At 46.8% G+C, this 23,645-nt stretch carries 17 protein-coding genes and 1 tRNA gene; 11 read left to right on the top strand and 7 right to left on the bottom strand.

Annotated features, from left to right (window positions below; genetic code table 11):
• Positions 1–48 precede the first annotated feature (48 nt).
• The 5 genes from sufB (at position 49) to DXD78_RS04770 (ending at position 5,343) form a co-directional block, all read left to right on the top strand.
• Complete coding sequence (gene sufB, locus DXD78_RS04750) at positions 49–1,503, top strand: Fe-S cluster assembly protein SufB (protein WP_005824359.1); 1,455 nt, start codon at positions 49–51, stop codon at positions 1,501–1,503.
• A 44-nt stretch (positions 1,504–1,547) separates the two neighbouring features.
• The gene (gene sufC, locus DXD78_RS04755) at positions 1,548–2,303 is read left to right on the top strand and encodes a Fe-S cluster assembly ATPase SufC (protein ID WP_005824362.1); all 756 of its coding nucleotides are present in this window, start codon (positions 1,548–1,550) and stop codon (positions 2,301–2,303) included.
• A gap of 17 nt (positions 2,304–2,320) precedes the next feature.
• A complete protein-coding gene (gene sufD, locus DXD78_RS04760) occupies positions 2,321–3,664 on the top strand; it encodes a Fe-S cluster assembly protein SufD (protein WP_009037370.1) in 1,344 nt (447 codons plus the stop codon).
• A 67-nt stretch (positions 3,665–3,731) separates the two neighbouring features.
• Entirely contained in the window at positions 3,732–4,952 is a 1,221-nt protein-coding gene (locus DXD78_RS04765; RefSeq protein WP_050756854.1) for a cysteine desulfurase, read from the top strand.
• A gap of 70 nt (positions 4,953–5,022) precedes the next feature.
• Positions 5,023–5,343 (top strand): heavy metal-binding domain-containing protein, encoded by a 321-nt coding sequence (locus DXD78_RS04770; protein WP_005824368.1) that lies wholly within the window; start codon positions 5,023–5,025, stop codon positions 5,341–5,343.
• A gap of 93 nt (positions 5,344–5,436) precedes the next feature.
• Here the strand turns inward: DXD78_RS04770 and DXD78_RS04775 are convergent, their stop codons facing one another.
• Positions 5,437–7,518, bottom strand: coding sequence for an LruC domain-containing protein (locus DXD78_RS04775; RefSeq protein ID WP_034529148.1), 2,082 nt, complete (start codon positions 7,516–7,518; stop codon positions 5,437–5,439).
• 66 nt (positions 7,519–7,584) lie between these two features.
• Here DXD78_RS04775 and DXD78_RS04780 point away from each other — a divergent pair, with 66 nt between their 5' ends.
• Positions 7,585–9,789, top strand: coding sequence for a sodium-translocating pyrophosphatase (locus DXD78_RS04780; RefSeq protein WP_009037367.1), 2,205 nt, complete (start codon positions 7,585–7,587; stop codon positions 9,787–9,789).
• Here the strand turns inward: DXD78_RS04780 and DXD78_RS04785 are convergent.
• From DXD78_RS04785 to pnp, 5 genes are all read right to left on the bottom strand, one after another.
• Positions 9,786–11,387: a SusD/RagB family nutrient-binding outer membrane lipoprotein gene (locus DXD78_RS04785; protein WP_009037366.1), complete on the bottom strand. Its 1,602-nt coding sequence runs from the start codon at positions 11,385–11,387 to the stop codon at positions 9,786–9,788. The genes DXD78_RS04780 and DXD78_RS04785 overlap by 4 nt on opposite strands.
• Before the next feature lie 12 nt (positions 11,388–11,399).
• Entirely contained in the window at positions 11,400–14,747 is a 3,348-nt protein-coding gene (locus DXD78_RS04790; protein ID WP_009037365.1) for a SusC/RagA family TonB-linked outer membrane protein, read from the bottom strand.
• Between the two features lie 165 nt (positions 14,748–14,912).
• Complete coding sequence (locus DXD78_RS04795; protein WP_005833683.1) at positions 14,913–15,848, bottom strand: FecR family protein; 936 nt, start codon at positions 15,846–15,848, stop codon at positions 14,913–14,915.
• Between the two features lie 96 nt (positions 15,849–15,944).
• Entirely contained in the window at positions 15,945–16,517 is a 573-nt protein-coding gene (locus tag DXD78_RS04800; protein ID WP_005833682.1) for an RNA polymerase sigma-70 factor, read from the bottom strand.
• Positions 16,518–16,689: 172 nt separating this feature from the next.
• Positions 16,690–18,834: a polyribonucleotide nucleotidyltransferase gene (pnp, locus tag DXD78_RS04805; protein ID WP_009037364.1), complete on the bottom strand. Its 2,145-nt coding sequence runs from the start codon at positions 18,832–18,834 to the stop codon at positions 16,690–16,692.
• Between the two features lie 207 nt (positions 18,835–19,041).
• Here pnp and DXD78_RS04810 point away from each other — a divergent pair, with 207 nt between their 5' ends.
• From DXD78_RS04810 to DXD78_RS04820, 3 genes are all read left to right on the top strand, one after another.
• Positions 19,042–20,193 (top strand): thioredoxin-like domain-containing protein, encoded by a 1,152-nt coding sequence (locus DXD78_RS04810; protein ID WP_005824390.1) that lies wholly within the window; start codon positions 19,042–19,044, stop codon positions 20,191–20,193.
• 190 nt (positions 20,194–20,383) lie between these two features.
• Entirely contained in the window at positions 20,384–20,848 is a 465-nt protein-coding gene (gene greA / locus DXD78_RS04815; protein ID WP_005824394.1) for a transcription elongation factor GreA, read from the top strand.
• 49 nt (positions 20,849–20,897) lie between these two features.
• The gene (locus DXD78_RS04820; RefSeq protein ID WP_005824396.1) at positions 20,898–21,290 is read left to right on the top strand and encodes an HIT family protein; all 393 of its coding nucleotides are present in this window, start codon (positions 20,898–20,900) and stop codon (positions 21,288–21,290) included.
• 100 nt (positions 21,291–21,390) lie between these two features.
• Here the strand turns inward: DXD78_RS04820 and DXD78_RS04825 are convergent, their stop codons facing one another.
• Entirely contained in the window at positions 21,391–22,476 is a 1,086-nt protein-coding gene (locus DXD78_RS04825; protein ID WP_008661978.1) for a mannose-1-phosphate guanylyltransferase, read from the bottom strand.
• A 157-nt stretch (positions 22,477–22,633) separates the two neighbouring features.
• Between DXD78_RS04825 and DXD78_RS04830 the strand changes: the two genes are divergently transcribed.
• Positions 22,634–22,717, top strand: a tRNA-Leu gene (locus DXD78_RS04830).
• Positions 22,718–22,792: 75 nt separating this feature from the next.
• Positions 22,793–23,602, top strand: coding sequence for a Fic family protein (locus tag DXD78_RS04835; RefSeq protein ID WP_034525383.1), 810 nt, complete (start codon positions 22,793–22,795; stop codon positions 23,600–23,602).
• Positions 23,603–23,645: the final 43 nt, after the last annotated feature.

The following is a 23,645-nucleotide window of genomic DNA, read 5'->3' on the forward strand; positions in this document are numbered from 1 at the left end:
TACCGTGAACCGTGATTTTGTAATTCATAATTTGTAATTATAGAAGTGATGCAACAAGAAGAACCCAATAAATATGTAAAGGAACTCACTCAGGAGAAGTATAAGTACGGTTTCACGACCGACGTGCATACAGACATCATTGAGCGCGGGCTGAATGAAGATGTAGTGCGGCTTATCTCTGAGAAGAAGGGAGAACCGGAATGGTTGCTGGAGTTCCGCCTGAAGGCATATCGCCACTGGCTGACATTGGAGATGCCTACATGGGCACATCTCCGCATTCCCGAAATAGATTATCAGGCCATATCCTACTATGCCGACCCTACGAAGAAGAAGGAAGGACCGAAAAGCATGGATGAGGTAGACCCTGAGTTGATAAAGACTTTCAATAAGCTGGGCATTCCGCTGGAAGAACAGATGGCGTTAAGCGGTATGGCTGTGGATGCCGTTATGGACTCGGTGTCTGTAAAGACTACCTTCAAGGAGACACTGATGGAGAAAGGAATCATCTTCTGCTCATTCAGCGAGGCTGTACGCGAGCATCCCGACTTGGTACAGAAATATCTCGGTTCGGTGGTGCCTTATCGTGACAACTTCTTTGCGGCACTGAACTCGGCGGTGTTCTCCGACGGTTCTTTTGTCTATATCCCGAAGGGGGTACGCTGTCCGATGGAGTTGTCCACCTATTTCCGCATCAATGCCCGCAATACGGGGCAGTTCGAAAGAACCTTGATTGTGGCGGATGATGATTCGTACGTTTCTTATCTGGAAGGGTGTACGGCTCCGATGCGTGACGAGAACCAGTTGCACGCGGCCATTGTGGAAATTGTGGTGCACGACCGTGCAGAAGTGAAATACAGCACCGTGCAGAACTGGTATCCCGGTGATGCCGAGGGCCGGGGTGGTGTCTATAACTTTGTGACGAAGCGTGGCCATTGTAAAGGGGTGGACAGTAAACTGTCTTGGACACAAGTGGAAACAGGTTCGGCCATTACCTGGAAGTATCCGTCTTGCATCCTTTCCGGCGACAATTCGACAGCGGAGTTCTATAGTGTGGCAGTAACCAATAACCATCAGCAGGCAGACACGGGAACAAAGATGATTCATCTGGGCAAGAATACCCGGAGCACCATTGTGAGCAAAGGCATTTCTGCCGGAAAGAGCGAAAACTCTTACCGCGGCTTGGTGCGCGTGGCACAGAAAGCGGACAATGCTCGTAATTACAGCCAGTGCGACTCCTTGCTACTTGGTGACAAATGCGGCGCGCATACTTTCCCCTACATGGATATTCACAATGAAACGGCCATCGTGGAGCATGAGGCCACTACCAGCAAAATCAGTGAGGACCAGATATTCTACTGCAATCAGCGCGGTATTTCTACGGAAGATGCCGTGGGGCTGATTGTGAACGGTTATGCCAAAGAAGTTTTGAATAAACTTCCGATGGAGTTTGCCGTAGAAGCGCAGAAATTGCTTGCCATTTCGCTAGAAGGAAGCGTGGGGTGATTTATAAATAGTAAATTGTAAATAGTCAAATAGTAAATATAAAGATGTTAGAGATAAAAGACCTGCATGCCAGCATCAATGGCAAAGAAATATTGAAAGGCATCAACTTGACCATACGTGATGGAGAAGTACATGCACTGATGGGACAGAACGGTGCTGGTAAAAGTACGTTGAGTAATGTGTTGGTTGGCCATCCTGCTTACGAAGTGACGCGCGGCTCAATTACCTTTAATGGCAAGGACTTGCTTGCCATGAGTCCTGAGGACCGTGCACATGAAGGAATCTTTCTTTCTTTCCAGGCTCCGGTAGAGATTCCGGGCGTGTCGATGGTGAACTTCATGCGTGCGGCTGTGAATGAGCAACGCAAGTACCGCCATCTGCCTGCTTTGTCGGCCAGTGAGTTCCTGAAGCTGATGCGCGAGAAGCGTGCCATTGTGGAGTTGGACAACAAGCTGGCCAACCGTAGCGTGAACGAAGGTTTCAGCGGCGGTGAAAAGAAGCGTAACGAGATATTCCAGATGGCGATGTTGGAACCGACTTTTGCTATTTTGGACGAGACGGATTCCGGATTGGATGTGGATGCTTTGCGTATTGTGGCCGACGGTTTCAACAAACTCAAGACTGCGGAAACCAGTGCTATGGTCATTACCCACTACCAGCGGTTGTTGGACTATATCAAACCCGATACGGTACATGTACTGCTGGGTGGACGTATCGTAAAGACCGGTGGACCGGAATTGGCGAAGGAGATTGAAACACGTGGCTTCGATTGGATAAGGAAAGAAGCAGGTGAATTATAAACTCATAATCTGAAAACATGAGTGTAGAGCAACAATACATAGACCTTTTCTCCCAAACGGAGGCGATGATATGCCGGCATAGTGCCGAGGTGCTGAATGCGCCGCGTGCCGTTGCTTTTGCTGACTTTGAGCGCTTGGGCTTTCCCACCCGTAAGGAGGAGAAATACAAATATACGGATATCAGCAAGTTCTTTGAGCCGGATTATGGCTTGAACTTGAACCGGTTGGAAATTCCGGTGAACCCTTATGAAGTGTTCAAGTGCGATGTTCCCAATATGAGCACTGCTCTTTATTTTGTGGTGAACGATGCTTTTTATGGCAGGGCTTTGCCCAAGTCCCATCTGCCTGAAGGGGTTATCTTCGGCAGCCTGAAGGAGGTGGCCGGGAAACATCCCGATTTGGTAAAGAAATATTATGGCAAGTTGGCTGATACGGCAGAGGATGGGGTGACGGCGTTCAACACCGCTTTTGCACAAGACGGCGTTCTGTTTTATGTTCCTAAGAACGTGGTGGTAGAGAAACCTATTCAGCTGGTGAATATCCTGCGTGGTGACGTCAATTTTATGGTGAACCGCCGTGTGCTGATTATTCTGGAGGAGGGTGCACAAGCCCGCTTGTTGGTGTGTGATCATGCGATGGACGGCGTGAACTTCCTGGCAACGCAGGTGATAGAAATCTTTGCCGGTGAGAATGCCATTTTCGATTTTTATGAACTCGAAGAGACACACACCAGTACGGTACGTATCAGCAATATGTATGTAAAGCAGGAAGCCAATAGTAATGTATTGCTGAATGGTATGACCTTGCACAACGGAACTACACGGAATACAACCCGTGTGACGCTTGTCGGTGAACATGCGGAGCTGAATCTGTGCGGTATGGCCATTGCAGACAAGAATCAGCATGTGGACAATCATACGACAATCGACCATGCCGTGCCCAACTGTACCAGCAATGAGCTTTATAAGTATGTCCTTGACGAGCAGGCTGTAGGTGCCTTTGCCGGTCTGGTTTTAGTGCGCCCTGACGCACAGCACACCAGTTCGCAACAGACCAACCGCAATCTTTGTGCCACCCGAGATGCACATATGTACACCCAGCCTCAGCTGGAGATTTATGCAGATGACGTGAAGTGCAGTCACGGCGCTACGGTGGGGCAGCTCGATGAAAGCGCTCTCTTCTATATGCGGCAGCGTGGTATCCCGGTGCGCGAGGCGCGCCTGTTGCTGATGTTCGCTTTTGTCAACGAAGTTATCGACACCATCCGTTTGGATGCTTTGAAAGACCGTCTGCATCTGCTGGTAGAGAAGCGTTTCCGGGGGGAACTGAACAAATGCCAGGGGTGCGCCATCTGCAAGTGATAGCTTATAATTTCGATTCATTATGAACAACGATATAAATAAGAGTAGTATCTTGGCTCCCCTCCCTATGGGAGAGGGGCTGGGGGAGAGGCTTCGAGCTGATTTCCCTATCCTTTCCCGTGAGGTATATGGCAAGCCGTTGGTCTATCTGGACAACGGCGCGACTACGCAGAAACCTCGCCAGGTAGTAAATGCCATTACGGACGAATATTATTCGGTGAATGCCAATGTGCATCGCGGAGTGCACTTCCTGTCGCAGCAGGCTACAGAGCTGCACGAGGCCTCGCGTGAGACGGTGAGACGTTTCATCAATGCTCGCAGCACGAATGAGATTGTCTTCACCCGTGGTACGACGGAGAGTATCAACCTGCTTGTCTCCAGCTTTGGTGAGGAATTTATGCAGGAGGGGGATGAGGTGATTCTTTCTGTGATGGAACACCATAGCAACATTGTTCCCTGGCAGCTGCTTGCCGCCAAGCGTGGAATTACCATCAAGGTGATTCCGATGAATGACAAGGGCGAACTCTTATTGGACGAATATAGGCAGTTGTTCTCCGAACGTACCAGGATTGTCAGTGTGGCGCATGTTTCCAATGTGCTGGGTACGGTCAATCCCGTCAAGGAGATGATTGCTTTTGCCCATGAGCAGGGTGTTCCGGTGCTTGTGGACGGTGCCCAGTCCATTCCCCACATGCCGGTAGATGTGCAGGATCTGGATGCCGATTTCTTCGTTTTCTCTGCGCACAAGGTGTATGGTCCTACGGGGGTAGGGGTGCTTTATGGTAAAGAGGAGTGGCTGGATAGAATACCTCCCTATCAGGGCGGTGGAGAGATGATTCAGCATGTATCTTTTGAAAAGACTACCTTCAATGAATTGCCCTTCAAGTTTGAAGCCGGTACGCCGGATTATATCGGTACTACCGGACTTGCCAAAGCTTTGGACTACGTTTCGCTGGTTGGGATGGACAAGATTGCCGCCTATGAACACGAATTGACCCAGTATGCCATGCAACGGCTGAAAGAGATTCCCGGTATGCGTATCTTCGGCGAGGCAGAAGACAAGGGTAGTGTCATATCGTTTCTGGTAGGTGATATCCATCATTTTGATATGGGTACATTGCTCGACCGTCTTGGCATTGCCGTACGCACGGGACATCACTGTGCCCAACCATTGATGCAGCGTCTTGGCATCGAAGGAACAGTGCGTGCATCTTTCGGGCTTTACAATACCCGGGAGGAGATAGATGTGCTGGTGGCAGGTATAGTTCGTGTCAGCCGGATGTTCTGACCAAAGCAAAGCTTTGCAACCTTTCTTTCATTCCTTGCGTCTAATATGTCAACAACTAAAAAAATGAATTATGTTAGTAACAACAACCCCGACTATTGAGGGTGGACGTATCACCCGCTATTATGGCATCGTTTCCGGTGAAACGATTATCGGTGCCAATGTATTCCGCGATTTCTTTGCCAGCATCCGCGACGTGGTGGGTGGGCGAAGTGGCTCTTATGAAGAAGTGCTGCGCGAAGCTAAAGATATAGCCTTGCGCGAGATGCAAGAACATGCCCGTGCTATGGGTGCCAATGCCGTGATTGGTGTAGACTTGGACTATGAAACGGTAGGAGGCAGTGGCAGCATGTTGATGGTTACGGCATGCGGTACGGCTGTAACGGTGGAATAAGTTCGCTCTACTATATTACAACATAGGAAGATATAAGAAATGGCAACCCTGTGAATGGTTGCCATTTTCTTTATAAGGAGTATCTTTTATCGGTTATTTGTACCAATCCTTATAATCTGTTCCATTGGAATTGACCCAATCCATAAAATGTTCAAAGCTCTTGTCTATCGGCTGGGTTTCAGGAGTATTGAAGTTTGTGGCTCCACTTAGATGAATGGCAAAAGGATAGTTGCCATTGGCTACATAATAGCTTGTCGGTACAGAGGACAAATCCTCTTCGGTATGGAATAGAGCCATGTCTGCCTTTTCAGTAGGAGGATAGTTGACCAAATGCACTTCGATGCGTGATTCTTTCAATTCGTCATGTACCATGATGAATGGATTATAAGGGGGAATTCCAAGCGTTTCGTGTGATAGTGGAGTCTTGAAGGTGTTCTTTATCTTATATGTAGCGGTTTTTGTATTTCTCTCTGTTACATCGAGCGCACTTAGAAATACATTGACGGTAGCTTTGGAAAGGTCTGTATCCAGTCCTTGTCCGTTGAAACTTGTGGGGGCTTCCAATATTTCAGTTGACATATTGCTGCGTTCTGTATTCAGTTGGTAAGCGAAACCATTTTTGAAAGTGGCACCGGACCAAAGCAACTCATAGGTGTCTTCTGTAGAAAGGGCCTGATTGGCATCATTGAAGTTCAATACGGACTGGTATTTTACAATAACATCATTCAAGTCATAGTCACCCTTTCTGGGCCAATTATCTTCGAAAGCGATGATTCCTTTGTATTCCAGACTGTATTTCTTATCCTCGTTGCCACCGTCAGGTTTGATATCAGGAATATCCGGATTGATGATGGCTTCGATGGGGTTGGACCATACGTTGAATTGTATATCATTATAGTCTTGGTCTGTCCAATCTTCAAAGGACAATACGACAAAATCATCGATGCGGAATGCGGCTGTATGTGTACGGCCGTCCCCATTCAGCTTTGTAGTAGAGTAGAAAGGCTTATTGTTTCCGCCATAGAAGCTGTCATTCAATAGGAACCATCCGATTTTTACTCCATTGGGAAATACGGTGCCTTGGTCCACTCCGTCGGGGTCTATGTAATGAAGCTTTACACTTTCACCGCCTTGTAGTCCGGAAGCCTTTTTATTATAATAATTATCCATCAGAGTGTTTGGAAAAACAATGCATTTGGGGGCTTTTTTAATTTCACTTAAAGATGCGTCTGCCCTATAGCAATAATAGCCAAAGGCGCTCGCTGCACCGCTGGTTCCTCCAATTATCCGGATGGATACTTCCGCATTGCGCCCTTCCGGATCATTGATTTCAAAATCTATGGCTTGTCGGTATTGCTTAGGGCATGTGCCTCCTTCCTTCAAGGTCGTATTGATGATTGTCAATACATCACCGGGAATTGTGATTTTGTTGTCTGTGTCTAAATAATGAGGATATCCTTTGGAGCTCCATGTTCCTAATACATGGTATCCTTTGGGTGCCTGCCATCCCTCCGCCCGTGTTTGCGGATTATCATCGGTGGAATCCCATTTGATGTCGGCAGTAATGGCATCTCCTGCAATAACTGTTTTGAAGAGGGTGGGGACCCCTATATAAGAAGTATAGATATATGCTTCGTCCCCATGGTCCGAATTGATGATTTCCTTGCCGCTATATGCACCGTTACCGTCTGTCATGCGTCTGATGACCGGTTCCAGGTCTGTGCGTTTTATAATCTGGCCATCTTTGTCAATCGTGAACGGGTCTTCAAGATAGATTTCAAAAAGTACTTTATAGCCTTCGGGGACATCATACTTTACATTTACTTGGATGGAAGATGTCGTAGAAAAATCAAAAGAGTTGGGAGTCTTCTCATCGTCTTTTCCATTATCGGGATTGTAGACGTCATGTTCGCATCCTATGGATAGGAATGCCAGCATAATGCTGCATAATGTCAAAGCCAGCATCTTGCATGTCAGGTTAGAATAGATTGGTTTCATAATGCCTTTGTTTTTAGCTTGTTTACTTGTTGCAAAGGTACTATAAAAGTTGTAATATATATCTATATGTGCTCTGTTCTTCTCATTAAATACAAAAAATAGGTAAAAAAGGGTACTGCTTGTTGTTTTATTCGCCAGTATAAATACATGCTTGCTTGGATTTCTTTTCTTTTTCATTTGCTTATTTCGTTTCAAATCAATATTTTTAGGCTTTCGTTCAACCTTTTAATACGAATAAATGCTATGGACCAAATCCTATTCTGGCTGGTTCCAGCCGCTTCTATTATGGCACTTTGTTTTGCCTGGTATTTCCATCGTCAGATGATGAAAGAGAGTGAGGGTACGCCTCAGATGATTAAGATTGCCGCTGCTGTGCGCAAAGGTGCTATGTCTTACCTTCGCCAACAATACAAGATTGTGGGCTGGGTATTTCTGGGGCTGGTTATCCTTTTCTCCATTATGGCATACGGTTTCGGAGTGCAGAACTCCTGGGTGCCGATTGCTTTCCTTACCGGAGGATTCTTTTCCGGACTTTCCGGCTTTTTGGGTATGAAGACGGCCACCTACGCATCGGCTCGCACTGCCAATGCGGCACGCACATCGCTGAATGCCGGACTACGCGTGGCTTTCCGTAGCGGTGCGGTGATGGGACTGGTAGTGGTTGGCCTTGGCTTGCTTGATATATCTTTCTGGTATCTGTTGCTGAATGCTGTAATTCCGGAAGATGTAATGACTCCCACCCATAAACTCTGCATCATTACCACTACCATGCTGACTTTCGGTATGGGCGCTTCCACGCAGGCATTGTTTGCACGCGTAGGTGGCGGTATCTATACAAAGGCTGCCGATGTAGGTGCCGACCTTGTGGGAAAGGTGGAAGCCGGTATTCCCGAAGACGACCCGCGTAATCCTGCCACGATTGCGGATAATGTAGGCGACAATGTAGGCGACGTGGCAGGTATGGGGGCTGATTTGTACGAAAGTTATTGCGGTTCTATCCTTGCTACGGCTGCCCTCGGTGCTGCGGCTTTTATCCACTCGGGTGATACGCTGATGCAGTTCAAGGCCGTAATCGCTCCGATGCTGATTGCAGCCGTCGGAATATTGCTTTCCATTATCGGTATCTTCTCCGTGCGTACCAAAGAGAATGCGAAGATGAAGGACTTGCTGAACTCACTGGCTTTCGGTACTAATCTCAGCTCTATTTTGATAGTTGTCGCCACTTTCTTTATCCTGTGGTTGCTGAAGTTGGACAACTGGCTGTGGATTTCCTGCTCCGTGATAGTGGGTTTGATAGTAGGTATCATCATCGGGCGGTCTACGGAGTACTATACTTCCCAATCCTACCGTCCTACCCAAAAGCTGAGTGAAAGCGGAAAGACCGGTCCGGCGACAGTCATAATTTCCGGTATAGGCTTGGGAATGCTTTCTACGGCTATTCCGGTGATTGCCGTGGTGATAGGTATCATTGCTTCTTATCTCTTTGCTTCGGGCTTCGACTTCTCTAATGTGGGTCTGGGGCTCTATGGTATTGGCATTGCCGCAGTAGGTATGCTTTCTACATTGGGCATCACGCTTGCTACAGATGCTTACGGACCGATAGCTGACAACGCGGGTGGCAATGCGGAAATGTCCGGTCTGGGTGAAGAGGTGCGTAAGCGTACCGATGCGCTTGACTCCTTGGGCAATACTACAGCCGCTACGGGCAAAGGCTTTGCCATCGGTTCCGCCGCTTTGACGGGATTGGCTTTGCTGGCCTCTTATGTCGAGGAAATCCGTATCGGGCTGACCCGCCTCGGGACTACCGAACTGTCGCTTCCTCATGGCGATGCCGTGGCTCTTCAAGATGCCACTTTCTTCGACTTTATGCATCACTACGATGTGACGCTGATGAATCCGAAAGTTCTTTCCGGTATGTTTCTGGGCTCGATGATGGCATTTCTTTTCTGTGGATTGACGATGAATGCGGTAGGGCGTGCAGCGGCCCATATGGTAGACGAAGTGCGCCGCCAGTTCCGCGAAATCAAGGGAATCCTTACGGGAGAAACGGAGCCTGATTATGAGCGTTGTGTGGCAATCTCGACGAAAGGGGCGCAACGCGAGATGGTGATTCCGTCACTGATAGCTATCATTGCTCCGATTGCGACGGGACTTATTTTCGGTGTTCCCGGTGTGCTCGGCCTGCTGATTGGCGGATTGAGCAGTGGTTTCGTGCTTGCCATCTTCATGGCAAATGCCGGTGGTGCATGGGATAATGCCAAAAAGTATGTGGAAGAAGGCAACTTTGGCGGCAAAGGCAGTGAAGTCCACAAGGCTACAGTCGTGGGTGACACCGTAGGAGACCCGTTCAAGGACACATCCGGTCCGAGCTTGAATATCCTAATCAAGCTGATGAGCATGGTAGCCATTGTGATGGCAGGGCTTACGGTTGCGTGGAGTCTGTTCTAGAAAGAGTTTTTCCCCGTATCCCACCAAAGGCGGGTGGCGCCGTTATCTGCGCCACCCAGTTTTTCCGTGAGGGTGGCGTATTGTGCCGGGTCGGCAGTGGCGGCGTCCGTTGAGAACGGAAGGCGGCGGATCATGATATCCGTATCAATCACTTTTCCGGTGTTGTTTTGGACCTTGAAAAGTTTGGGGTATCCGGTACGGCGTTGCTCAGCCCATGCCTCATAACTTTCGGGCCAGCATGCCAGCCACTTCTGGGTAATAATCTTTTCGAGTTTCGTCTCTATGTCTGCATCTTCTTCCCATTTGGGGGATATGGTAATCAAGGCTTTCATGTCCTTGCCTACCTTGCCGCCTGAGACTACATCTTTATAATCGGCAGGGGTTTTGTCGCTTTCCAGATATTCGGAGGCACCGGCACAGTCCCACTGTGTAAATGAAGTACTTACCCCGTATTCATAGCATGTGCGGGGATTCTCTTTGGTATAGCCACGGAGGGCTGCTTCGGCCCTGAGCAGCCAGACTTCTGCCGCACTCATCAATACGGCTCCGGTCTTTTCGCCGATGGTACTTGTGTTGAGGGAAGAGCAAAAACTGTAAATGTTGGCGTCACCGTCTTTCATGGGTAACCCGATGGGAATGCCTAACAACTGTTTTTGATAACCTTCGAGAAGGGCGGTGTTATACCATTTCTTGCCACGCGGGTCCTCATAACCGTTGATAATGGATTCCATCGAGGCATTCATGTAGACTTCACCCCAACCGGCAACGGCACACAAAGGATTGATATAGTTCTTGCCCATTACAGCGATGGTTTCCCTTGCACCTTCCAGTACACCTTGATTGTCATTCAGTGCTTTGGTTGCTTGGTCTTTGGCAAGTGTTGCATCCACATTGGAGATGCGCATGGCAAGGCGCAAACGTAGTGAGTTGGCAAACTTTAACCACTCCTTCAAGGTCTTGCCGTTGGTCAGCATATCATACTCTTTGAATTTGTTGTTGTCACCGCCCTCGTCCAGGTATTCCCTTATCAATTGCTGCCCTTCGTCCAGGTCTGCAAAGAAGCGTGTATAGGCTTCTTGCAGTCCGTAAACCCGGGGTGTCTCACCCAGTTGATGGTAGACCAGCGGACCGTATGTATCGGCAATGCGGTGCATCAGTTCCACTTTCAAAATTTCGGTAATGCCGAGGTAGCCTTTCAAGTTGTCATTGCCATAAAAGTTCTTTTCTGCCTTCTGCACCTCCGTGTAGACATATCCGTAAGTACATTGCCATGCGGCATTGGTCCAGCCTGAGTTCAGGTTGTAGCAGGCGTTGGATTTCATGAATTTAGGAATAGGGTCCATGAAGTAGCCGGAGAACATGTCATGGTTCAGGGATTGTGTCATCTGCCATACCCAATTTAAGCCAACAGAACCTATATTGAAGTAGATACCCGACTGTATGGGTTCGAATGGAGCAGTCAGGTTCTGGAAATCTATTTCCTTTTTGTCGTCCGAGAAACCTCCCTTGATTTCGTTGTCGTTCTCAAAACCGCCGGTGCAAGCTGCAAGCAGCAATATGCTATGGCAGAAAAGGAATATGATGCACTTGTTTTTCATAAGGTATTCATTTTAAAAGGTTAATCTTAGGTTAAAGCCGATATTCCGGGTAGTAGGCATGCCAAACACGTCTACTCCTTGATTGTTGTTGCCTACGGACATTACTGCATCGGGGTCGAACGGTGCTTCCTTCTTTAAGAAACACAAGTTGCGCGCTGCCAATGATACGTCGATTCCCTTTATGAATCTACTGTTTTCCAGTATCGTTTTCGGGAAAGAATAGCTCAGTGATACTTCACGGAGTCTGATGCAGGTTGCGTCGTACATATAATATTCGGAGATGGCATTTCTGCCGCCTACTGCGCTGTAGAATGCTCTCGGGTCGTTGAACTTCTGTCCCTGGTATTCTACATATCCTCGGGCGCGGGCATCTTCGGTGACTTTGGTCACGCCGTTGGCATCCAACTCAGACTGTGTCAGTGACATGACTTCGCCGCCAAAGCGGAAATCTATCAGGAAATAGAGCTCCAGGTTCTTGTAGGTAAGTGTGTTGCTCCATCCCATGGTGAAGTCAGGATTGGCATTCCCAAGCAAATCCTTGTTTCCGGTATTTCCTAAAGGTCTTTTGCTGGTTTCATCAACCATGATGCTGCCATCCTCGTTACGGCGGAAAGCATTTCCATAAATATCCCCCAGGCTGCCTCCTTCTTTGACGCGCATCTGATAGCCTGCGTTGAAACCTTCTTCGTAGTAGGAAAATTCCGGATAGTCAGGATGCAGGGTCACTACTTTGTTCTTGTTGGCGGACATGTTGATGAGACTCTTCCACGAAAAGTTTCTGTATAGTAGCGGAGTGGCGTCTACCGTCAGCTCAAAACCCTGGTTACGTATTTTTCCGGCATTGACATACCGGTATTTATAGGTGGAGCCCGTAGGATTGTCCATTCTCAACAACTGGTTCTTGGTATTGGTCTGATACCAAGTGAAGTCTATCCCGAAGCGGTGATGGAAGAAGCGCCATTCTGTACCGAATTCGATGGAGCTGCTGATTTCCGGTTTTAGGTCACCGCGCTGTTCTACGGTATTTACATTGATACTGCCGCCTACCATGATGATGTCTACCGGATTGGTGATTCCTATCGGGAGGTCATTACCGACTTCCGCCCATGAAGCGCGCACTTTTGCAAAACTTATCCATTTGGGCAGGGAGCAGGTTTTGTTAAGAATCCAGGTAGCTCCTATGGAGGGATAGAAGAATCCGGTATTCTTGCTGTCTGTGTGGGCTAATGTGGATGACCAGTCGTTACGTGCGGTAATGTCCAAGTATAGTAGTCCTTTCCAGCCCCACTGCATGGTGGCAAATACTGATTGGAGCGTGCGTTTGCTGTCGATGCTCTGATTTACGGCTGCTTTGGAGTCCATCACTACATTGGGGACGGTAAATACATTCGGTTTGTAGAGGGAAGCAAGCCTTGAGTCTATTGTCAGTGAATTGACTTTACTCATGTTGATGCTGGCTCCCAGTGCCGTATTGAGGGAAAAGTCATCAAATTCCTTGTTGAACAAGACCATTGCGTCACCGTAGACTTGGATTTCCTGGCTGTCCGACCAGATGTAACGTCCGTTTTCCTTGTCCTCGTATTTGCCGGCGATGTTGGGAGCTGTAGTGGCATACATCTTATTGTCGAATTTATCACTGATATAATCCACATTACCCCGTACCTGCAGGTTGAAGTAGTCCGTAATGTGCAGATTGGCTCTGGCCGATGCCACAGCGCGATAACGCTTGTAGCCACTGAGCACGCGGTTTTTCAGCCAGTAGGGATTCTGTCCCCATTCACTGACGGTACCATCTCCATTCTTTTCAATCCAGTTTTGTGTCATCATATTGCGGTCGGCATTCCACGTTTCAAAGTTTTCTCTGTAAGTGCTCATGTCTACGCCACGTGGGAAACTGTACAAGCTGACCAGCGGATTCAGATAATAGCCGCCGGTAGCAGGGGAGTTCTTGACGGTTTGGGTCATTAGTGTTGCAATGCCGTCCAGTTTCAGCTTGTTGTTGAAGAGGCTGGCCGTTTCGTGTAGGTTCAGGTTATTCTTCTGTAGTTTGTTATTGTCCACAATTCCTTTAGCCGTGGTGTTGGCGTATGAGAAATAAGTTTGTACCTTTTCATTTCCGGTAGTGATGGCCAGCGAATTGAAAGTGGTGATGCCATTGCTGAAGAATTCGCCTATGTTGTCATAGTCCGTTACATTGCCTTTTGTACCCCAGCTTGCCGTACCGCCATCTTCGTTCCGGCCGTATGTATTTTGGAATTCGGGGGTACTGATGGCGTGACTTACGGTCAGGTTGGAGGAGAATGTAACGCGCTGCAGTCCGGCCTTTCCCTTTTTAGTGGTGATCAGAATGACGCCATTAGCTGCCTGCGAACCATAAAGCGCGGCGGCAGAAGAACCTTTCAGGATGTTGATGCTTTCTATGTCGTCCGGATTCAGGTTGGAAATCCCGTCACCGGCATCACGGTTCAATCCATCGTAGTTACCGCCGATTACGGTGGAGGTGGATTCTGTTGAGCTGTTCAGCATAGGAACACCGTCAATTACGTACAAGGGCTGGTTGTTGCCGCTGGCAAATGCAGAGCGTGCACCGCGAATGACGACTTTGGCAGAACCTCCTAAATTGGCGGTTTTATTGATTTGTACTCCGGCCGTCTTTCCTGCCAGTGTATTAATCATGTTCGGCTCTTTGGCACGGGTCAGCTCACTGCTGCTTATTTGTTGGGTAGAATAGGTCAATGAGGACATTTTCTTCTGGATACCCATGGCGGTTACCACTACTTGCTCCAGGGCGAGGCTCTTTTCTTCCATCCGGATGTGGAGATTATTTCTACCGTTCAGGGCAATGGTTTGCGGTTCATAACTGATGTAGGATACGACAATAGTGGCATAAGGAGGGATATTCATACTAAATTCTCCTTCGGTATTGGTGATAACACCATTGGCGGTCCCTTTTTCAAGAATGTTGGCACCGATAATCGGTTCGCCTTTGGAGTCCGTCACCTTTCCTCTTACAGTAGCCATTTCCTGCAGAGTGTCTGTCTTATCCTCAGCACTCCTGCTGTTTTTGGTTAAAACGATGTTTTTGCCTTCCATCACATACTTGATGTCTGTCCCTTTGAACATTTGGTCAAGTACTTCGGAAACAGTTTGGTTGCTTGCATTGATGTCGACGGTACGGCGTACATCGACGTTCTGTTTGTTATATACAAATAAGTATTCTGTTTGCGATTCAATTTGCTCGAGAACTTGCCCTACTCTCAGCCGGGCATTTTGAATGCTGACCCTGGCATTCTGAGAGTAGCAGTTCCCGCTGTACACCTGAAATATAACAAGCAGGAGAAGGAATAATGTGATTTTCATAGGTTTGCAATAATTGCTTAAAATCTAATTTTTTTAGATAAAAAAGCCTCATCAACAAAATTTTTCTCATATCTTTGTCACTGTGTTAAGTTAATAAATTGATTAAGGTCGATTTTTGACTGTTTCGGATCGGAAAGTATGGGGGTACTTTCCGATCTTTTTTTCTTACTCATATATAACAATTGAATCCTTTTCTTCGTTGATGCGGAACTTGAAAGGATGGTCTTTCGAGATGGTCCGCAGTATATGTTCGATGCCGTCCTGCTCTCTGAACTTGCCGGTAAAGCTGCCGTAGTTCAGCAGTTGAGGACTGGCAACGGTTATCTTTACATTATAGTATTTCTCCAGTCTACCGAGGATACCGCTGAATGGAGCGTCGTCAAAACAGTATAGTCCCTCTTTCCAGCGTAGATATTCATAGGAAGGAAGGACGGCCTTTCTACATTTTCCGTTTTCATTGAGAAATACCTCGTCTTTCTGCAACCTGGTGATTATCTGGCTGCTGTTGGCCGGATAGATATCGACGATACCTTCCACCAATGTGGTTCCGAACTCATGGCTCCCACTGTAGGCACAGACGTTGAAACTCGTTCCTACAACTTTTACCTTGTTCGTTTCTGTATGTACATAGAATGGGATATTCTTGTTTTTGGCTACTTCAAAGTAGGCCTCTCCGTCCAATTCCACATTTCGTTCGTTGCGTCCGAAGTTGGCGGCATATTTCATGGTGGACTTGGAGTTCAGCCATACGCGTGTTCCATCGGCGAGGGTAATTTGGGCCCGTTGTCCGGCAGGCACAGTGACTGTTTGCAACTGCACCTCCTTGTTATATAAAAAGTCGGAGGTGATGAAATAACCGGCAATGGCGACAATGGTGACGGCGGCTATACGGGCCGCCCAGCGGAGCATCGGCATGATGCGCACCGTTTTCTTTTCATTGTTTCCCTGCTTGTCCGAGAACAAAGAAATGTCGTATATCATGCGCTCTTTCAGGAAGATGTTCCGGTTTTCATCCGAGGCGTCTATCCAGTCGAGTATCATCTTTTCTTCTTCAACGGAAGTAATACCTTTGAAATATTTATATAATAGCTCTTGGTTCATTGTCAATAATTTATTTCTTTTCTAAAACGTGCTCTTTTTACCTTTTGTATATATAACCGGAAAGTGGGCGGTAACCCTATTCCGTAGAAGCATTTTTTAGGATATTAATATTATGAGTATGGTAACAAGATAATCTTTCAGTCTCAGCCGGAGAATCCGCAGTACTTTGGTGATGTGTGCCTCTACGGTTTTAAGTGATATGTCCAGACTATCGGCAATCTGCTTGTTTGCCAGGTTCTGGTATCGGCTCAACATGAATATCTTCCGGCTTTGCTCGGGCATTTCCTGTAAGGTCTTATTTACGATATGCTGTATTTCCGTGTTGAATATCTGGTCCGGTTCGCAGGCTTTCAAGGTGGAGATGCGTAAGTCCAGTTCGCGCAGGTTGTGGCTGCTGATGGTTTCTTCCGCTCGCAGACGCACCTGCTTGTGCTCGAGTACGTGCAGGGCTTTGTTCTTTATGATGGTCAGCAGCAGGGCATGCAGGTTACTGTTTTCTTCCCAGCGGTCTCGGTTTTCCCATAAGGCAATCATGGATTCCATCACAACGTCTTCCGCTTCTGCTTTATCCCTGAGATAAGAATAAGCAAAAGCCAGAAACTTTTCTTGGTTTTCCTGGAAAAAGCGTGAGAAAAGATTCATAGTATGTAGGCTCCTTAAACCGGACATTAATTGAGGTTCTTTATGGAATATAAGGCTTTACATAGCAAAAAAACATAATCTTTTTGGAATATGCAAGCATTATGCCTTGTTTTTTCAGAGCCATTTCTGGCAGTATTGACAAAAAGAAAGCCTGATGGGGTTCCACCAGGCTTTATATACTTAAAGAATAAGAGATTTCTTATTTCTTTTCCGGTCTTTCTTGTCTTTCCGGCCTCGGAAGCAATACTTTGCGTGACAGCTTAAATTTTCCGGTCTTCGGGTCGATGTCGAGAAGTTTTACGTCAATTTCATCACCTTCCTTGATACCGGCTTCTTCTACTGTTTCCAGACGTTTCCAGTCGATTTCGGAGATATGGAGCAAGCCGTCCTTACCCGGCAGGAATTCAACGAATGCACCGTAAGGCATAATGGAGCGTACCTTGCCTTTGTAGACTTCGCCTACTTCGGGGACAGCTACAATCCCTTTGATGATACGCATAGCATCATCGATGCTCTTCTTGTTGGTACCGGCGATTTCGATTCTACCGATGTTGTCCACTTCTTCAATAGTAATGGTAGCACCGGTTTCTTCCTGCATACCTTGGATAATCTTTCCACCAGGGCCGATGACAGCACCGATGAATTCCTTGGGAATGGTCATTGTCTCGATACGCGGAGCGTGAGGTTTCAGGTCTTCGCGAGGCTCGGCAATGCACTCGGTGATTTTGCCCAAGATATATTCGCGGCCTTCTTTAGCCTGCAGCAATGCCTTTTCGAGGATTTCGTATGACAGACCGTCCACTTTGATGTCCATCTGAGTGGCGGTGATACCGTCTTTTGTTCCGGTCACTTTGAAGTCCATGTCGCCCAAGTGGTCCTCATCACCGAGGATGTCGGACAATACGGCATATTTGTCTTCGCCTGCATTCTTAATCAATCCCATGGCGATACCTGATACCGGTTTCTTGATTTTCACACCTGCATCCATCAATGCCAGAGTTCCGGCACATACGGTAGCCATGGAAGAAGAACCGTTTGATTCGAGGATATCGGATACCACGCGTACTACATACGGATAGTTTACAGGAATCTGACCCTTCAATGCACGCCATGCCAGATGGCCGTGGCCGATTTCACGACGGCCTACACCGCGCTGTGCCTTGGCTTCGCCCGTAGAGAACGGAGGGAAGTTGTAGTGCAGAAGGAAACGTTCTTTTCCGTGTTCCAATACGTCGTCGATAATCTTCTCGTCCAACTTGGTGCCTAAAGTCACAGTAGACAAAGACTGTGTTTCGCCACGTGTAAAGATAGCGGAACCGTGAGGGCCGGGCAGGTAGCTGGTCTCACACCAGATAGGACGGATTTCGGTCGTCTTACGTCCGTCAAGGCGCTTGCCTTCGTCCAGAATGGAACGGCGCATCGCCTCTTTTTCCACATCGTGATAGTAACGGTCGATGAGGGCTGCCTTTTCTTCCAGTTCTTCTTCGGAGAACTGTGCCTTGAATTCTTCGCGGATGGCATCGAAAGCATCCATGCGTTCGTGCTTGTTCTTGTTTCCGGAAGCGGCAATGGCATAAGCCTTGTCGTAGCAAGCGTTGTGAACGGCCTTACGGAGTTCTTCGTCGTTCACTTCGTGGCAATATTCGCGTTTCACGGTAGAGCCTACTTCTTCTGCCAGTTCCATCTGTGCCTTGCACTGAATCTTAATGGCTTCGTGTGCGGCCTTCATCGCTTCCAGCAAGTCCTGCTCGGAAACCTCGTCCATTTCGCCTTCCACCATCATGATGTTTTCATAAGTGGCGCCCACCATCAAGTCCATATCGGCTTGTTCTAGTTGTTCGAAGGTAGGGTTGATGACGAATTGTCCGTTGATGCGTGCTACGCGTACTTCGGAAATAGGTCCGTTGAAGGGGATATCTGAAACTGCAAGTGCGGCAGAAGCTGCGAGTCCGGCCAGAGCGTCGGGCATATCTACGCCGTCTGCTGAGAAAAGAATGATGTTTACGTATACCTCTGCATGGAAATTATCAGGGAATAAGGGGCGGAGAGCACGGTCAACGAGGCGGCAAGTGAGGATTTCGTAGTCAGAAGCGCGTCCTTCGCGCTTTGTGAAACCGCCGGGGAAACGTCCGAATGCGGAGAATTTTTCTTTGTACTCTACCTGTAATGGCATGAAATCTGTTCCGGGAACTGCGTCCTTGGCGGCACAAACAGTAGCTAAAAGCATGGTGTTGCCCATACGAAGCATTACAGAACCGTCTGCCTGTTTTGCCAGCTTTCCCGTTTCGAGCGTGATGGTTCTGCCATCAGGAAGCTCGATCGTCTTAACAATTGGGTTAATCATAAAAAATGTTTTATATCTAATTTTCTTTCAAAATTCGTGCAAAGATACATAATTTATTCATGTAAAATGGTGGGAATGAGATAAAAAGTTTGTATTTAGTTGTTTTTTGCAGTTTTCTATATGGAAGAACGAGGGAAAATGCTTTGACTGAACTTGAAAAGAAGTATATTTGCAGGCACGTTTGCAAAACAAAACTGAAGATACGATATGAAGAAAATCTTTTTTATGGCACTTGCTGCAATAGCATTGGGTGCATGTAATTCCGAACCGAAATTCAAAGTAGAGGGTGAAGTGTCTGGTGCCGACGGCAAGATGCTTTATTTGGAAGCCTCGGCATTGGAAGGTATTGTTCCTTTGGATTCTGTAAAGCTGGAAGGGGATGGCTCTTTCCACTTCAAGCAGGTACGTCCGGTGTCTCCGGAATTTTACCGTCTGCGGGTAGACGACAAGGTTATTAATTTCTCGGTAGATTCGACGGAAACGGTTTTGGTAAAGGCACCTTATACCGATTTCGCCACTGCCTATACAGTGGAAGGTTCTCCGAATAGCTCGAAGATAAAGGACTTGACGCTGAAGCAGATGAAGCTTCAGGATAATGTGAATGCATTGCTGCAGTCGGTGCAGGCACATAAGATAGGTGCCGATGTTTTTGAGGACAGCCTTGCCTCTTTATTGAAGAACTATAAGGATGAAGTGAAAATCAGCTATATTTTTGCCGCTCCCAATACGGCTGCTGCCTATTTCGCCTTGTTCCAGAAGTTGAATAATTATTTGATTTTCGACCCTCTGAACAATAAGGAAGACATTAAGTGTTTTGCAGCCGTGGCAACCAGCCTAAACAATTATTATCCGGATGCCGACCGCTCCAAGAACCTCTACAATATTGTGATAAAGGGAATGAAGAATACCCGTACTCCGCAGCAGAAGGTGGTGGAAATCCCCGAAGAGGCAATTTCCGAAACCGGCATTATCGACATTAACCTGCGTGACATGAAGGGCAATACACGTAAGTTGAGCGAACTGAAGGGCAAGGCTGTTATTGTGGACTTCACTGTTTATCAGAGTGCCGTTTCTGCTACACATAATTATATGTTGCGCGACTTGTACGACAAGTATGCCGCCCAGGGATTGGAAATCTATCAGGTTTCTCTGGATGCAGACGAGCACTATTGGAAAACAACTGCCGACAATCTACCTTGGATTTGTGTGCGCGACGGCAATGGAATTTATTCGTCTATAGCGGCTTCTTATAATGTGAAGAATGTGCCTTCTGTGTTCCTGGTCAACAAGAACAATGAGTTGAGTGCCCGTGGAGAGAGCATTAAAGACCTGGAGGCGGCAGTGAAAGCATTGCTGTAACATGTTATAAATAAGAAGTTTTCGTTTAAATATGTTACAAAGCAGCCTTTTATGCTTGACACGCATTGTATAAAAGGCTATCTTTGCAAAGGAAAATCGGAAAGAGGGTTCCAGCATGCTGACCATGTTGGAATTCTTTTTTGTTTATAGTACCATTAAAAACTAACATAACATTTAAGGAGGAAAAAGTATGGCTTATATGTCAGAAGACGGCTACAAGAAATTGATGGCCGAATTGAAACACCTGGAGACGGTGGAACGTCCCAAAATATCGGCTGCCATTGCCGAAGCGCGTGACAAAGGTGATTTGTCGGAAAATGCAGAGTATGACGCTGCTAAGGAAGCTCAAGGTATGCTTGAGATGAAAATTAACAACTTGAAGCTGACCATTGCCGACGCTAAGATTATTGATGAGTCGAAGTTGAAAACCGATTCTGTACAGATTCTCAATAAGGTAGAGCTTAAGAACGTGAAGAATGGCATGAAGATGGTTTATACTATCGTTTCCGAAAGTGAAGCCAATCTGAAGGAAGGAAAGATTTCCGTCAATACTCCGATTGCACAAGGTCTGCTTGGCAAGAAAGTAGGTGACATCGCAGAAATTAAAGTTCCGCAGGGCATGATTAACCTGGAAGTAGTGAACATATCCTTTTAAAGGAAGGCAGGTCCGCATACGGGCTTGCCTTATTTTATAATTTATAGCTATGGCAACAATATTCAGTAGAATTATCGCAGGTGAAATACCTTGCTACAAGGTGGCGGAGGATGACAGATTCTTTGCGTTCCTTGACATCAATCCGTTGGTAAAAGGTCATACATTAGTCATTCCCAAGCAGGAAGTGGATTATATCTTCGATTTGAACGATGAGGATTTGGCGGCGATGCATGTTTTCGCCAAGAGAGTGGCACTTGCCATCGGCAAGGCCTTTCCGTGTAGAAAGGTAGGAGAAGCGGTATTGGGGCTGGAAGTGCCTCATGCGCACATACATTTGATTCCTATGCAGAACGAAAAAGATATGCTTTTCTCCAATCCCAAACTGAAACTGACGGACGAAGAATTCAAGGCTGTGGCAGAAGCTATCCGTGCAGTGCTTTAATCGGTTTATTTTCCTCCCCTAAATAAACGGAAGCGGGAGTTGGACTTCATCCAGCTCCCGCTATTTTTTTGCCTTCGGCACCTATCCTTTAATTTTTAATTTAAATGTATTCCTCTCCCAGTTTTATCTGGGCATCATTCACATATTTGCGGATGGTATGTTCTTCATCTTTCTTGCAAATCAGTAATACATTGTCCGACTCGGCTATGAGATAACCTTCCAAACCGTCGATAACTGCAAGTTTGTTGTCGGGCAGCACCACGATATTGTCTTTGCTATTATAGATGAGGGATTTACATTTTAAGGCTACATTGCCTGCTTCATCTTTGGGAGACAAATCATACAAAGACCCCCAGGTTCCTAAATCAGACCAGCCGAAATCGCCTAATGACACATATACATTGTCTGCCTTTTCCATGATGCCGAAGTCTATGGAGACATTGGGGCAAGCAGGGAAGTTCTCATCAATGAATTGTTTCTCTTGGACTGTTCCATACACATCTTTGCCGGGGGCCAGTTTGGAAGTCAGCTCGGGCAGCAGGGCTTCGTTTGCCTTGATGATGGTATTTACGTTCCACATGAACAGACCAGAGTTCCAATAGAATTCTCCACTTTCCACGAATACTTTTGCCAGTTCCAGTTCGGGCTTTTCAGTGAAGGTTTTTACCTTGTAGAAATTATCACCGGCGGCTTCGGCTATTTGTATATAGCCATATCCGGTTTCCGGACGGTTGGGCTTGATGCCGAGTGTCAGCAGATTGTCCGATTGGGAAACGAAGTCCAGCCCTTTTTCGATAGCTGCCAGAAATTCGCCTTCCTTCAGGATTAAGTGGTCCGAAGGAGCTACCACTATATTGGCGTTCGGATTCAAGGCGCAGATATGATAGGAAGCCCACGCAATGCAGGGGGCTGTATTCCTGCGTGTCGGCTCCAGTAGAATCTGTTCGGGTTTAAGTTCGGGAAGCTGTTCTTTTACAAGGTCGGCATACAAGTCATTTGTTACGATAAGTATATTTTCCATGGGGATTACCTGCTTGAAGCGGTCGAAGGTTTGCTGCAGCAAGGAACGTCCTGTACCGAAGAAATCCAGAAACTGTTTTGGAAGTGTCTTGCGGCTGAATGGCCAGAAACGGCTGCCGATTCCTCCGCCCATAATTACACAGAAATTATCCTTATTGGTTACCATGCTATTGATTTTAAAAGTTTCTGCTAATGTACTGCATATTTTACAAACAAGGAATGATTCAAGCAGGTTTTATCGTTTTTTTCGCCTTTTTTTAGGAAAAGTATTGCAGGTTTAGAAAAAAGCTGTATCTTTGCACCGCATTTGAGAAGTCAAACATGCCCAGATGGCGGAATCGGTAGACGCGCTGGTCTCAAACACCAGTGGATTCACTTCCATCCCGGTTCGACCCCGGGTCTGGGTACGAAATAAAGAAGCGGGGAAAGTTTTAATGCTTTTCCCGCTTTCTTTTTATACTTATCTTTTATGCCCTTTGCTCATGGGAACAGATATCTGGCAAGAGATAGAAGTACTGAATCAAGAATTTGTGAGGCTTGGTATCAGTCAGTCGGTAGACTATGAAAAGTACTACCTCTATTCGCTTATTACCCATTCTACTGCTATTGAGGGCTCTACACTTACCGAATTGGATACCCAGTTGCTTTTTGATGAGGGGGTAACAGCTAAAGGAAAGCCGTTGGTCTATCATCTGATGAATGAGGATTTGAAGAAGGCATACGAACTCGCCAAAGAAGAAAGTGCACAAAATGCGGAAATTACGCCTGTTTTCTTACAAAAATTGAATGCTGCTCTAATGCGTACTACTGGGAGTGTATATAATGTAATGGGCGGTTCTTTTGATTCTTCTAAAGGTGAATTTCGTTTGTGCGGCGTTACTGCTGGGGTGGGCGGGTGTTCTTATATGAGCTATCCTAAAGTTCCCGCTAAAGTAGAAGAACTTTGTTCTATATTGAGAGAAAAGCAAAAGAATATGGAAACATTTCGGGAACGATATGAATTGAGTTTCAATGCTCATCTCAATTTGGTAACCGTTCATCCGTGGGTAGATGGCAATGGGAGAACGGCTCGTTTGTTGATGAACTATATCCAGTTCTGCCATCATCTTTTTCCGACGAAAATCTTTAAAGAAGATAGGGGCGACTATATTCTTTCTTTGCGGCAGTCGCAAGAAGATGAGAACAGTCAGCCTTTCTTGGACTTTATGGCAGCGCAGCTGAAAAAATCATTTGCGTCAGAGATTGAGAAATACAATACTGGACGTAAAAAAGGTTTTAATCTCATGTTTTGAAAAGCGACGATTCCTTCCTGATAAGCTCATATAGGCATTAGCT

The sequence above is a fragment of the Bacteroides sp. D20 genome, assembly GCF_003436255.1.
Classification (GTDB): domain Bacteria; phylum Bacteroidota; class Bacteroidia; order Bacteroidales; family Bacteroidaceae; genus Bacteroides; species Bacteroides uniformis.